Here is a 13,547-nt window from a genome sequence, read left to right on the forward strand (position 1 = left end):
AGGTCGGCCACATCACGACACGTCCGCCGGCAGCGCAGCAGGTGTTGGCCGCTTCCTGGCCAGCTGCCGCTGCTTGATCAACGAGTACAGCGCCGGGATCACCACCAGCGTCAGCACCGTGGACGAGACCATGCCGCCCACCATCGGCGCGGCGATGCGGCGCATGACCTCCGAGCCTGTGCCGCTGCTCCACATGATCGGCAGCAGGCCGGCCATGATCGCGACCACGGTCATCATCTTCGGGCGCACGCGGTCGACCGCGCCTTCGATGATCGCCTCGCGCAGGTCGCGTGCATCCAGCGAGCGGCCTTCGGCCTGGCGCTGCGCGGCGCGAGCCTCCAGCGCGTGGTCGAGATAGATCAGCATCACCACGCCGGTTTCCGCGGCGACGCCGGCCAGCGCGATGAAGCCGACGATCACCGCGACGCTGACGTTGTAGTTGAGCATCCACATCAGCCACACGCCGCCGACCAGCGCGAACGGCACCGACAGCATCACGATCAGCGACTCGGTGACGCGGCGGAAGTTGAGGTACAGCAGCAGGAAGATCAGCGCCAGGGTTACCGGGACGACGACGCGCATTTTCTCGGCGGCGCGCTGCATGTACTCGTACTGACCGCTCCAGGTCACGTAGTAGCCGGGCGGGAACTGCACCTGCTCGGCGACGGCATCCTGCGCGGCCTTCACGTAACGGCCGAGATCGCTCTGACGCGTATCGACGTAGATGTAGGCCGCCAGCATCGCGTTTTCGGTGCGGATGCTCGGTGCCCCTTTCGTGACCTCGATTCGCGCCAACTCGCCGAGGGGCACCTGCGCGCCGCCGGGCACGGGCACCAGGACCTGGTTGCCGATCCGGTGCGGGTCGTCTCGCAACTCGCGCGGATAGCGCACGATCGCACTGAAGCGCTCGCGGCCCTGCAGGATGGTGGTCACGATCTCGCCGCCCAAGGCGGCCGCGACCACGTCCTGCACCTCGCCCAGGGTCACGCCGTACTGCGCCAGGCTGGGCAGGTCCGGCGTGATGTCGAGGTAGTAGGCGCCGGTCAGGCGCTCGGCGAACGCGCTGGTCGTCCCCGGCACTTCGCGCACAACGGCTTCGATCTCGGTGGCCAGCGCGTCGAGTTGCTCAAGATCCGTGCCGAACAACTTGATGCCCACGGGCGTGCGGATGCCGGTGGCCAGCATGTCGGTGCGGGCCTTGATCGGCATCGTCCAGGAGTTGGCCACGCCCGGGAACTTCAGCGCCTCGTCCATCTCCGCGATCAACTTGTCGGTGGTCATGCCGTCCCGCCACTCGTCCTCGGGCTTGAGGTTGATGACGGTTTCGAACATCTCCAAAGGTGCAGGATCGGTGGCGGTCAGGGCGCGGCCCGCCTTGCCGAACACCGACTCCACCTCCGGGAAGCCCTTGATGATCCGGTCCTGCTGCTGCAGCAGCTCCGACGCCTTGGTCACCGACATGCCCGGCAGCGACGCTGGCATGTACAGGAGGGTGCCCTCGTTGAGCGTGGGCATGAACTCGCTGCCCAGGCGTGACGCCGGCCACAGGCTGGCGAACAGGGCGACCAGCGCGATCGCGATCGTGGCCATGCGGTGCCGCAGCACGACGTCGATCACGGGCCGATAGGCCGCGACCAGGAACCGGTTCACCGGGTTCTTCTGCTCGGGCATGATCTTGCCGCGCACGAACAGGAGCATGAGCACCGGCACCAAGGTCACTGAAAGCAGCGCACCACCGGCCATGGCGAAGGTCTTGGTGAAGGCCAGCGGCTTGAACAGGCGGCCTTCCTGCGCCTCCAGGGCGAACACCGGAAGGAACGAGACGGTGATGATCATCAGGCTGAAGAACAACGCCGGCCCGACCTCGCGGCAGGCATCAATGATCAGCTGGGCTCGGCTGCGGGAGCCGTCGGAGCGCTCGATGTGCTTGTGTGCGTTCTCGATCATCACGATCGCCGCGTCCACCATTACGCCGATCGAGATCGCGATGCCGCCCAGGCTCATGATGTTGGAGTTCATGCCGAGCGCACGCATCGCGATCACTGCGACCAGCACGCCGACCGGCAGCATGACGATCGCGACCAGTGCGCTGCGCGCATGGAACAGGAACAGCAGGCAGACCAGCGCGACGATGAGGCTCTCCTCGAGCAATGTCGTGCGCAGCGTCTTGATCGCACGCACGATGAGGTCGGACCGGTCGTAGACCGTCTGGACGCTGACGCCCTCGGGCAGGCCGCGTGCAAGTTCCGCGATCTTGTCCTTCACCCCGCCGATCACGGCCAGAGCGTTCTCGCCGAAGCGCGCAATGACGATCCCGGCCACGACATCGCCTTCGCCGTCCAGGTCGGCGATGCCGCGACGCTCGTCGGGCACCAGTTCGACCCTGGCGACGTCGCCAATCAGCACCGGTGCGCCCCCTTCGGCGCGCAGCACGAGGCTCTCGATGTCCTCGATGCCGCGCAGGTAGCCGCGGCCGCGCACCATGTATTCGGTCTCGGCCATTTCGATCACGCGGCCGCCAACGTCGCGGTTGCTAGCGGCGACCACCTCGGACACCCGCGAGATCGGGATGTCGAACTCGCGCAGGCGGACCGGATCCACCGTGATCGAGTACTGGCGCACGAAGCCGCCGACGCTGGCGACCTCGGCCACGCCGGGCGCGGTGGTGAGCTGGTAGCGCAGGTACCAGTCCTGCATCGCACGTAGTTCGTCCAGCGAATGCTCATCGCTCTGGAGCACGTACTGGTAGACCCAGCCCACGCCCGAGGCGTCGGGCCCCAGCGCCGGCGCTACTCCCGCTGGCAGGTTCTTGGTGGCGACGTTGAGGTTTTCCAGCACCCGTGAGCGAGCCCAGTACAGGTCGGTGCCTTCCTCGAAAATGACGTAGATGAAGGAGGCGCCGAAGAACGAGAAGCCACGGACATCCTTCGACTTGGGAACCGACAACAGCGCACTGGTCAGTGGGTAGGTCACCTGGTCCTCGACCACCTGGGGCGCCTGCCCCGGGTACTCGGTGAACACGATCACCTGGACATCCGACAGGTCCGGCTGCGCGTCCAGCGGCGTCTGCATCAGTGCGTAGACGCCGCCGGCGACCACGGCCAGCGTCATCACCAGCACCAGGAAGACGTTGCGGACCGACCACTCGATGAGGCGACCAAGCATGTCAGTGCCCCTCGTGGCCGGTGGCGGAGGGCGGAGCCTCCTCCGGGGTGGCCGGCATCGAATGACCCGCGTGCGGATCAGCGGCTTCGTCACCATGGCCTGCGTGCGGGTCGGAGGCGCCATCACCGGACCCGGGCTGCGGATCCTCGCCGGTGCCCGAGGGCGCCCCGTGTCCTGCGTGTCCCTCAAGTCCCTCGAGTGCCGACTGCAGGTTGCTTTCGGCGTCGATCAGGAAGTTGGCGGAGACCACGACCTGTTCGCCCTCTGCCAAGCCGTCGAGGATCTCGATACGATCGCCGCCGCGCCGCCCCAGGGTGACATCGCGCGGAGCAAAGCGGCCGGGACCGGTCTCGACCAGCACCACCTGGCGTGTGCCACTGTCGAGCACCGCCGAGCGCGGCACGTTCAGGAGCGGGCCGGCCCCGGGCTCCTCGAGCAGCACCGTCCCGTAGAGTCCCGGCCGCAGGTCGCCATCGGGATTGGGCAGCGCGATGCGTACGTCCACGGTGCGTGTCATCGCATCGATGACGGGCTGCACGAAGGTGACTTCGCCCTCGGCCACCTGGCCCGGCAGGGCCACGGTTTCAAAGCGGGCCGGCTGGCCGACCCTGATGTCCGCGGCCTGCGCCGCCGGCACCTTGGCGATCACCCACACCGTCGACAGGTCGGCCAGCAGCAGGATGGTTTCGCCGGGCTCGAAGCGTGCGCCCTGGACCACCGGCTTCTCGATCACGACCGCGTCCGCGGGCGCCGTGAGGACCAGCCCCGTCTTGCCCAGCTGCGCGTCGCTGATTTCCCAGTTGCGCAGACGGGTGCGGGCGGCATCGCGCAGGCGGACCATCGACGCCGCGCTCGCGGGATCGGACCCGGCCAGCCGGCGGGCGGTCTCGTCCGCCAGTCGGTATTCCTGCTGCGCCGCGGCCAGCTCCGGGCTGTAGACAGACAGCAGCGGCTGCCCGGCGCGGACCCGCATGCCGGTCTGGTTCGCGTACAGCCGCTCCACCCAGCCTTCGAAGCGCGGGGCGATCGCGTACTGCCGGGTCTCGTCGACCTCGACCGTGCCGCTGGTGCGCACGGTGGCGGCCAGGGCCCCCCGCTTGACCGCTTCGGTGCGCACGCCCAGCGCCTGCACCTTGTCCGGCGGCAGCACCACCGTGCCCGGTGCCGCCGGCGGTGCGTCGTCGGCATAGACCGGAACATAGTCCATACCCATCGAGTCCTTCTTGGGCACTGGCGAGGTGTCCGGAAGGCCCATGGGATTGCGGTAATAGAGCACCTTGCGTTCCGCGGCCGGCGCCTCGGCGGACGTGGTTGCGGTCGTGGAATCGTTCGTGGCGCGGCCGGCCACCCATCCGACGGTGAGAGCGGCGAGTGCGACGCCGATGGCGAGCGACAGGGTCTGGACACGGGTCATCGGATATCTCCTTCGATGGCGCGCACGGCGGCGGCGCCCAACAGTTCGTCACGCAGTGCATCGACCCGTGCGAGGTCGGCGCCCTGCCATTCATTGAGTGCTTCCAGCAGCGTCCCGAAGTCGACTTCGCCGACCTGGTAGCTGGCCAGCGCGGACTGCCAGGTGGCGTCGGCCTGCGGCAGCAGCGTGTTCTCGATCAGTTGCCGGCGTTCGCGTGCGCTCGTCCACCGCGCCCAGGCGGAGGCGCCGCGTTCCTCCACGGCCCGCAGGGTGGCGTCCATGCGCGCCAGCGCCGCGTCTTCGAGCAGGCGCGATTCGCGCTCGCGCTCGCGGCGTGCACGCTGCTGGAACGGGATCTCGACCTCCAGCATCAGCTCGGTGCTTTCGATGCCGTTGCCGAGCTGCATCGCACCCACGCCCACGGTGATGTCCGGGAACCGGTTGCGACGCTCCAACACCACGTTCGTGCGCGCGGCTTCGGCGCGGGCCTGCTGTGAGCGGACCGCGGGGTGCGCGTCGGCGCCATCCAGTGCTTCGGCCAGGGAGGCACTTTGAACGACTAGGCGCGGCGCCTCATCGGGGGTCGCCAGCGGTGAATCGGACCGGCGCCCCAGCACCGCGTTCAAGGTGGCGGCCGCCTCCTGCTTGGCCGCGAGGCGTTCGATCCGCTCGCGCTGCAGGCTGGTCTGCTCGACCTGGGCGCGGATGGCATCCTGCTGCGCCGCGCGGCCCAGGGCGTAGCGCACGCCGGCCATCTCTTCGACTTGGCGGAGCAGGGCGATGCGGCGATCGAGCACGGCCACGGCCTGATCGGCATGCCAGTAGCGTGCGTAGGCCGCCTCGGCGTCAGACAGCAGATCGCGCGCCGTGGTGATGCGGTCTAGCCCGACCGCGACCGCGTCCTGGGTGGCCGCGGTCCGCGCCAGGCCGCGCTTGCCCCAGAGCGGGAAGCGCTGGCGCAGTGCGTAGCCGACTTCGCGGTCGGCACCGGCGCTGCGCCAGGGCTTGTCCGGATCCAGGCCGCGGAATCCAACGGAAGCCATCGGGTCGGGCAGGGCGCCCGCCGGCAGAATCCGTGCTTCGGCGGCCTGGGCCTCGAAGTCCAGTGCCCGCAGCTCGGGGTTGTGTTCGAGGACCCAGGCGCGGATCGACTCGAGGCTGTGCCCTGGGACGGGTTCGGTTGCGGTAACGGGCAGCGCCAGCGTCCACAGGGCGCCGGCGAGCACGCACGGAAACAGGTGCCGGAGCGGTGGCCGGCGGCGGAACAGCGGGCGAGGGTGCAGGCGCCTGGCCTGCAGTTGGTCGAACAGGAATGCCATATCAGTGTCCTTGGGCCGACGCGACGGAAGTCGCTCGGACGAGGGCAGGAACACATGCCGTGACGCAGCCACGGCGCGAACGCACAGGACTGCGCCGCACAGAGGTGCGGAGCAGTCAGCGTCCGGGCATCAGATCAGCAGGAGCGCCGCGGGATGGGCGGTAGGTCGGTGCCAGGCGGGCCTGGGCGGTGAATCCACCCATGTGGCCGTGACACTTGGTGAAGCATCCGCAATCGCGGCGATCGCAAGCCAGGAGAGCCATGCTTCGGCCAGCAGCGGCGGAATCGAAGGGATGCGCCCACTGTCCGCCGAGAGGTCACCCTCGGTGCAGTGCGCGTCGCACAGTGCCTTACTCGCCGAGGGGAGCTCCGCCTCGCAGCCGTGGCCATGGTCGTGCCGGGTGTCGGTGGCAGCAGCGACAAACGCCGCCGGCGTGCCTGGGAGATCCAGGCAGTCGCCATGGCCCGCGAGCACAAGTTGGGACCAGAGCAGCGCCGCCATCGCGAGGAGGGCGGTGCGCCGGAACCAATTCCGATGGCGGATGCGGACCATGACGTGAGCTTACCTCTTACCGGGACAGACGCAATTGATCCAAGTCAATCCTTGGCCAAGCCCAAGGGCGGGTCCGGCGGCGACTTGGCAGGACTAAGTGCATTGGCCACCACCGATACCGACCTCAGGCTCATTGCCAGCGCCGCCACCATCGGAGCCATAAAAAGACAAAGGCGTGGTTGGAAGAGTGCACGCGTAAGCCGCCATTGCCACCTGTTGGAACAGGAGGCACAGCAGGACCGCGAGGGCGATCCGTAAGCGGTGGCGGCTGCGAAAATGCATGATCAGGATGTTACTCCGTCATTTAGCCCAAAGCGTCGGCAAATACTTGGAATTCATGCCAGTACTTGACACTGATCGAGCCGAACCGGCGTACTCACTCGGTGCTGCGCTGTTCCAGATCCGCGATCAGCGCCTCCATCTCCCGGATCTCTCGGCGTTGGGCGGCAATGATCTCATCGGCCAGTTCACGCACCCGTGGGTCGGAAATGTTGGCCCGTTCGCTCGTCATGATCGCAATGGAGTGATGCGGAATCATCGCTCGCATATACGACACGTCCTGGACGGTTGCCTGACTGCGCATCAGCCACAACGCCCCGGCAAACACCAACGCGCAACCGAGCAGGATTCCCGTGTTGAGCTTCCTGTTCTGGTACATGCCCAGCATGAAGAGCAGCATGATCACGCCCATGGTGGCGCCCATGACAAAAGCCATGTACACGCGGGTTTCGCTGAAAGAGACGTGATCGAGTTGGTAGGTATTGAGGTACATCAACCCGAACATGACCACCGTCGAGGTGGCGATCATGAGCCCGAACCTGGCGTACTTCGGCATGGCGGTTTCTCCTTTCTACGTGGTCGTACTAGGTGGCGGATGTTGTTTCGCGGGGAGGGTTGGAGTCGCTGGCGCCCCGGAGTGGCGAGCGGGAGAGCCGCAGCGCATTGCCGACCACCGAGACCGAGCTCAGGCTCATCGCCAGCGCCGCGATCATCGGGCTCAGCAGCAGCCCGAACACCGGGTACAACACGCCAGCGGCGATCGGCACGCCAAGCGCGTTGTACAGAAACGCGAAGGTCAGGTTCTGCTTCATGTTGGACACGGTCGATTCCGAGATCATCCGCGCGCGCATGATTCCTCGCAGATCGCCCTTGACCAGGGTCACCTGGGCACTGGACATCGCGACGTCCGTACCGGTGCCCATCGCAATACCGACGTCGGCCGCGGCCAGCGCCGGCGCATCGTTGATGCCGTCTCCGGCCATCGCCACCCGGTGTCCTTCGCTCTTGAGGCGCTGCACGAGGTCGGCCTTGTCCTGCGGCCGCACTTCTCCATGCACCTCGTCAAGGCCGAGTTCCGCGGCCACCGCGCGGGCGGTGGTGAGCCCATCGCCAGTAGCCATGATGATTCGCACGCCGGCCGCCTGCAGTTCTCGGATCGCTGCAGCGGTGGACGGCTTGATGGGGTCCGCCACGGCAATGACACCGGCAAGCCGCCCGTCCGCCGCCAGGAACATGGCGCTCGCGCCCTCGCCACGGAGCCGTTCGGCGACGTCGACGTGGCGCTCGACATCGGCACCGATCTCCTGCATCAGCACGGTATTGCCCAGCACGAGATCCTGGCCGGCGACCCTGCCACGCACGCCCATGCCGGTGACGGAGTCGAATCCCTCGACGTTATCGAGGCGCAGGTCCCGACGCCGCGCTTCGGCGACAATCGCATCCGCCAGCGGATGCTCGCTGCCCTGGTCGAGGCTCGCGGCGAGCTGCAGCACTTGCTCGTCCCGGTAGCCCTCGAAAGCCACCACCTCCTTGAAGGTAGGCCGGCCTTCGGTCAGGGTGCCGGTCTTGTCCACGATCAACGTGTCGATCTGGCGCATCTGCTCGATTGCTTCGGCATCGCGGAACAGCACGCCTGCCTGCGCCGCCCGCCCGGTGGCGACCATGATCGACATCGGTGTCGCAAGCCCAAGAGCGCACGGGCAGGCGATGATCAGCACCGAGACCGCGTTGAGCACTGCGAATGTCCACGCCGGTGCCGGGCCAAACAGGCCCCAGACGAAGAACGTGAGCACCGCCGCGGCCAGCACGGCCAGGACAAACCAGAAGGCGACCTTGTCGGCCATGCGTTGCATCGGCGCGCGCGAGCGTTGCGCCTGCGCGACCAGTTGCACGATCTGCGACAGCACCGTATCCGACCCGACCTTGCCGGCACGGATGACCAGCGCGCCGGTGCCGTTCTGGGTGGCACCGATGACACTGGCGCCTACCGTCTTCTCGACCGGGATCGGCTCGCCCGTCAACATCGATTCATCAACGCTGGAGCGTCCTTCGATCACCTCGCCATCGACCGGCACCTTCTCGCCTGGGCGGACGCGCAGGCGGTCGCCGACGTGGACGTGGGTCAGCGGGATGTCCTCTTCGGAGCCATCGTCGTTGAGTCGTCGGGCCTCCTTCGGCGCAAGGCCGAGCAACCCCTTGATTGCGGCGGAAGTCTTGGAGCGTGCGCGCAACTCGAGGATCTGCCCGAGCAGTGTCAACGAGACGATCACCGCTGCGGCCTCGAAGTACACGCCGACACGACCGTGCTCACGGAACGAGGCGGGAAACAGGTCTGGTGCGACCGTCGCCACCACGCTGTAGCCGAACGCCGCCGCCACGCCGATCCCGATGAGCGTGAACATGTTCGGGCTGCGGTTGCGAATGGACTGGACGCAACGGACGAAGAACGGCCATCCCGCCCACAGGACAACCGGCGTGCTCAGGACCAGCTCGACCCAGGTCTGCACGTCGATCGACAAGGGCAGGATCTGCACGTCGTCCAGCACGACACGCGGGAGGTACTGGCCGAACATGGCCAGCACCAGCGTCACCACCGTCAGCGGAAGCGTCCACCAGAACCGGCGCGAGAAGTCGCGAAGTTCCGGATTGTCATCGTCCTCCAGGCTCGGCATTTCCGGCTCCAGCGCCATGCCGCAGAAAGGACAGTTACCCGGACCCTGTTGCCGGACTTCAGGGTGCATCGGGCAGGTGTAGATGGCGCCGGGCTGGGCCACCTCAGGCTCATCCCGGGACGTCAAGTAGCGCTCGGGATCAGCCACGAACTTCGCGCGGCATCGCTCCGAGCAGAAGTGAAAATGGGCGCCGGCGTGGTCCGCATGATGCGGCGTAGTGGCGGGATCTACCTGCATACCACAGACCGGGTCGGTTACCCGTCCATCCGCAGTCTCGACAGGGGCTTCGCCTGTGGAATGGTGATGGTCATGGGACGACGGTGAGTTCATGCCGATGCTCGCTTTACTGGAGATGGACTGCCAAGGCAGTGTGCCATTGCGGGTTAAACAGCTATTCGGGGCTGAGCGTCCCGAGAACTGAAACAACAATCAGGATCAAGATGGCTAGCGCGGCCTCAGCCGTAACACTTTGCCGCAAAGCACGCGCCTCCTGTGCAGGATCTCCGCTGGTCAGCGCCCGTCCCAGGCGCGGCACCAGCGTCCATCGGTGCAGCGCCCCTAGGCCCAGCATTCCGCCGAACAGAGCCAGTTTGAACAGCAGGAACTTCCCGTAGGTGCTCTGAAACAGGGCCGAAAACGACCACGCGGTGAGATCCCCGTAGTGCACGATGCCGGACACGACGAGCGCAGCAACGAAAATCGTTCCCAGCGTCGAAAATCCATGCAGAAAGTCATGCGTTGATCGCAGACGCCCGCTGCCGGAGGCCTCCTTGCCGCGCAGGAGCATCCCCAGGAACATCAGGACCGCTGCGATCCAGCCGCCTGCCGCAAGAAGATGGACAAGGCCCGCAGCAAGCCGGACCGCGCCTGCCACGCCCTCACCAGCGGCCGCGTGGCCGTTCCATGCCAGAGAAGCGAGTGCGCCGCCCGCCAGCGTCGCCGCCAGCGGGAAGGCGGTCTCCACCTTCCCGCGGCGACGATGCCATCCGAGCACGAACATCAGGGCGACCAGCAGCGCGCCTCTCGCCATGGCTGCCCGGCCCGCGGACGTCTCGAGCAGATACCAGCCAAGCGATGCGCGATCAACGTCGGCAACCGGCATTCCCATGATGCCCGCGGTTTTGAGAACGATATCGGCCCCGGTGAGCACAGTACCGACGGCGGCACTCACCAATAGAACGCCCATGAGTGGCCACCCGGCCAAGGCGTCGGCGAGTGTCGATCGACGCGAACCGTACCAACCGAACAGTGGAACCCCGAAAAGCACCATGAGAACAAGGTGTTCCAGGAATCTCAGTGCATAAGCCGACAGGTCGAACATTTGTGGCTCCTCAGCGCACCGTGAAGCTGAAATTGCCCGTCATGGGGTGGTTGTCGCCTCCCACGGCGCGGTATTCCACGGTATAGACGCCCGGAGCGAGCGGTCCAGGCAACTTGGCACGCAGGGTCTTGCCGTTGTTGACGATCTCGGTCGTGAAATTCTCGATCGGCATGGTGGAACTGCCGTGCTTCATGAGCAACTTGAGACGCGACGCCCGCGGAATCAATGTCTCGTTGAACACGAGATCGATCTGGCCTGGCGAGGCCACCACCGCATTTGCCGCCGGTGTGGACTGCTGCAGCGCGGCGTGGGCGTGCGCGACCTGCAGCGAAAACTGCCCGGCCGCGATTGCGAGGACGAGCGCGAAGGAGCGAATGACGTTGGACGACTTCATATGGATAAATCCTCATTGCGAATGTGATGCAAAGCCCCGTTCGGGAGGGCCGCGCTGTGTTCGATGCGACAAGCGTTAGGTGTCGGGCTGTCACCGAAACCACGGTTGGTCGGCTTTTGATATTTGAGATGAGGATCCCGCCGCTCAGGCGGGATCCTCGACGCGTCAAGCCGCCATGGCGCTGCAGCTTTCCGCGCAACGGCGACAAACTTCGGCGCAGCGCGCCATCTCCGGGTCGTTCATGGCGTCGCATGCATCGGCGCACTGGCGGCAGATCTCCGCGCAGGCACCGCAAACCACGTCGTGAGCGCTGGCACCGCGCAGCATCGCGTCGGCACTGGTTGCGCAGATATCGGCACACGTCGCAAGTAGTGCAATGTGCTCTGGGGTCGCGTGGGCACCTCCTTTGGTCAGGCAGTAGTTGATGGTCTCCAGGCAGATGTCATGACACTGCGTGCAGTTGTCGATGCACTCGTTCATGGCCTGGGACCGGTGTGCGGCGGAATGGTGAGTCATGTAGTTCTCCTTCTTCCTCGCGGGCGAGAATCGGCGCGCCCGCAACACCGTCCCCTGTTGCTGCGACGGATCAGTGCTGTGCGAACGGTTCAGTGGTTCCGTCGCGATGGATCAGCTCGACCGTGTACGGCTGCTGGCGCCCCTCCGGGACCTCCATGCCCGGAGAACCAAGCGGCATCCCTGGGAGGACCAGGCCGCGTGCGTTCGGCTTTTCTTCGAGGAGACGCTTGATGTCCGCGGCCGGAACGTGGCCTTCGATGACGTATCCGCCGATCTCGGCCGTGTGGCAGGAGCCCTTTGCATAGGGGACACCCAACCGCTCCTTGACCGGACCGAGGTCATCCATGTCGTGCACATCCACGGTGAAGCCCGCCTTCTGCACGTGGTCGATCCAGGCACCGCAGCACCCGCAGGTCGGGGTCTTGTGGACGGTCATGCGTGGCAGGGCTGCTGGAGTCGCGTCGGCTGATTGGACGACAACCTGTGCGGAGGGCGAGGTTGTGGGTTGCGCGGATGAAGCATCCTGGGCGCAAGCACCCAGACCAGCCACGGCAAGGACCACAAAAGTCAGACGGTGCAATGTGAGCGTAGTCATTTCAATCTCTCGACTCAGCGCTTGGTCCGCGAGGACCAGTGGATGTGGACGATCCGCCAGCCGTCGGCGGTCTGCTTCAGCACCATCGTTTCGGTGCTCTGGACGGTCAGTGGCTTGCCGTCCTTCTGGGCGTGCAGCTCGCTTTCGGTTCCGACCCACGCGAACTCGCCAGCGGTTCGTGCACGCTGACGGAGCAGCTGGCGATGGGCGCCCTTGAGGAACGCCGCATCGCTGACTGCGTGATGGCCCATGTATTCCTCGCGGCTGTGTTCGGCGCCCCCGGACTCGAGGATGAGAACGTCGGCAGCGAGCAGGGCTTCGACCGTGGCCAGATCGCCGCTAGACAGGGCGCTGTTGAAACGCTCCGCTACGGCGACCGCGGCCTCTGCAGTGACTGGGACGTCGACGTCCGCAGATGCCGCGGCAGCGGGGTGATGTGCGTGCGGCTGTGTCGCCTGCGCCATTGCGGGGGACACGACGGCCAGTGCCAGTGCGAGGGTGAACGAGATTGCTGTTGCGTTCATTGCGTGGGCTCCAAGGAGATCAATGGGTGTGCGCATGGCCGTCACCGGCCACGGGCGTGTGTGGTGCAGGGTGCGACTCCACCTTGCCGTTGGGATGGCGGTGGTCCACCAACCCGACTTCCGTGTCGCTGAGTGTCGGGCCGTGGTGATCGTCGTCCACGCCCGGCGGGTGCGCATGCGGCATGGAGTTGTTGCCCGGCTCGGATGGGGCAGGGTGATCCTCGGCCTTTTCGTCGTCATGGTGGCCTTGCGTCTCGCCGCCGCCATGCGAATGGCCCTCGCTGCTGTCGACAAGTTCCTTGTACGCAGTCGCGTCGAGCGTGGGCAGCACCTGCAGGAACGCGGCCATGTTCCAGATGTACTCGTCCCCCATGTTCTTGCCCCAGGCGGGCATGCCGCTAGCCTTGATCCCGTGCTTGATCACCCAGAACGCTTTGGCCACGTCGACCTTGTGTTTGCTGAGGTCTGGAGGCGTGGGATACAGGCCTTGGCTCAACTCGGTTTCGGCCATCGACGGAGCCAAGTGGCACCCTGCGCACATGGCCGCATAATTGCCCGCGCCCTGGACGATCCGTGTGCGATCGTCCAAATCCGACGGCACGTCCAGCTGTCCCAGACGTGCCACGATGGAGCGCTCGCGTGCGGTTTCGAGCAGGAAATGCACGGGCTTCGTGTGCATGTCATCGGCGGCGACGTTGTACACGCCGCCCCAGATGAAGCCCGTCGTACCGGCCACGACAACCAGCGGAACCCCGATCAACCAAACACGCTTGCGTGTCTTCGGTTGCATGTATGT

Annotated in this window: 12 protein-coding genes; all 12 read right to left on the reverse strand. The window is 66.2% G+C overall.

The genetic code is table 11. The annotated features are described in order from the left end of the window. Nucleotides 1–12: 12 nt before the first annotated feature. The 12 genes from WCD84_RS02640 to WCD84_RS02695 all read right to left on the reverse strand — a co-directional run bounded on the left by WCD84_RS02640 (nucleotide 13) and on the right by WCD84_RS02695 (nucleotide 13,541). A complete protein-coding gene (locus WCD84_RS02640) occupies nucleotides 13–3,165 on the reverse strand; it encodes an efflux RND transporter permease subunit (protein ID WP_343280322.1) in 3,153 nt (1,050 codons plus the stop codon). 1 nt (nucleotide 3,166) lies between these two features. After that, nucleotides 3,167–4,579 carry an efflux RND transporter periplasmic adaptor subunit gene (locus WCD84_RS02645; RefSeq protein WP_343280323.1) on the reverse strand — a complete coding sequence of 471 codons (1,413 nt, stop codon included), beginning with the start codon at nucleotides 4,577–4,579 and terminating at the stop codon, nucleotides 3,167–3,169. Continuing rightward, nucleotides 4,576–5,898: a TolC family protein gene (locus tag WCD84_RS02650; protein WP_343280324.1), complete on the reverse strand. Its 1,323-nt coding sequence runs from the start codon at nucleotides 5,896–5,898 to the stop codon at nucleotides 4,576–4,578. The genes WCD84_RS02645 and WCD84_RS02650 overlap by 4 nt, the downstream gene beginning before the upstream one ends. 129 nt (nucleotides 5,899–6,027) lie before the next feature. Continuing rightward, nucleotides 6,028–6,450: a hypothetical protein gene (locus WCD84_RS02655; RefSeq protein WP_343280325.1), complete on the reverse strand. Its 423-nt coding sequence runs from the start codon at nucleotides 6,448–6,450 to the stop codon at nucleotides 6,028–6,030. Nucleotides 6,451–6,826: 376 nt separating this feature from the next. Next, nucleotides 6,827–7,285: a DUF305 domain-containing protein gene (locus WCD84_RS02660; RefSeq protein ID WP_233740732.1), complete on the reverse strand. Its 459-nt coding sequence runs from the start codon at nucleotides 7,283–7,285 to the stop codon at nucleotides 6,827–6,829. Between the two features lie 28 nt (nucleotides 7,286–7,313). Then, on the reverse strand, nucleotides 7,314–9,731 hold the full coding sequence (locus tag WCD84_RS02665) for a heavy metal translocating P-type ATPase (RefSeq protein WP_343280326.1): 2,418 nt from the start codon (nucleotides 9,729–9,731) through the stop codon (nucleotides 7,314–7,316). A 61-nt stretch (nucleotides 9,732–9,792) separates the two neighbouring features. Beyond that, nucleotides 9,793–10,722, reverse strand: a complete 930-nt coding sequence (gene copD, locus WCD84_RS02670) for a copper homeostasis membrane protein CopD (RefSeq protein WP_343280327.1) — start codon at nucleotides 10,720–10,722, stop codon at nucleotides 9,793–9,795. Nucleotides 10,723–10,732: 10 nt separating this feature from the next. Continuing rightward, nucleotides 10,733–11,116: a copper homeostasis periplasmic binding protein CopC gene (gene copC, locus WCD84_RS02675; RefSeq protein ID WP_272763999.1), complete on the reverse strand. Its 384-nt coding sequence runs from the start codon at nucleotides 11,114–11,116 to the stop codon at nucleotides 10,733–10,735. A gap of 165 nt (nucleotides 11,117–11,281) precedes the next feature. Continuing rightward, the gene (locus WCD84_RS02680) at nucleotides 11,282–11,632 is read right to left on the reverse strand and encodes a four-helix bundle copper-binding protein (protein WP_024867865.1); all 351 of its coding nucleotides are present in this window, start codon (nucleotides 11,630–11,632) and stop codon (nucleotides 11,282–11,284) included. 70 nt (nucleotides 11,633–11,702) lie between these two features. Next, entirely contained in the window at nucleotides 11,703–12,227 is a 525-nt protein-coding gene (locus WCD84_RS02685) for a DUF411 domain-containing protein (RefSeq protein ID WP_449280052.1), read from the reverse strand. 14 nt (nucleotides 12,228–12,241) lie between these two features. Next, complete coding sequence (locus WCD84_RS02690; protein ID WP_024867863.1) at nucleotides 12,242–12,751, reverse strand: nuclear transport factor 2 family protein; 510 nt, start codon at nucleotides 12,749–12,751, stop codon at nucleotides 12,242–12,244. Between the two features lie 19 nt (nucleotides 12,752–12,770). Continuing rightward, nucleotides 12,771–13,541: a c-type cytochrome gene (locus tag WCD84_RS02695; protein WP_343280329.1), complete on the reverse strand. Its 771-nt coding sequence runs from the start codon at nucleotides 13,539–13,541 to the stop codon at nucleotides 12,771–12,773. Nucleotides 13,542–13,547: the final 6 nt, after the last annotated feature.

The sequence above is a fragment of the Luteimonas changyuni genome (assembly GCF_039548395.1).
GTDB lineage: Bacteria > Pseudomonadota > Gammaproteobacteria > Xanthomonadales > Xanthomonadaceae > Luteimonas.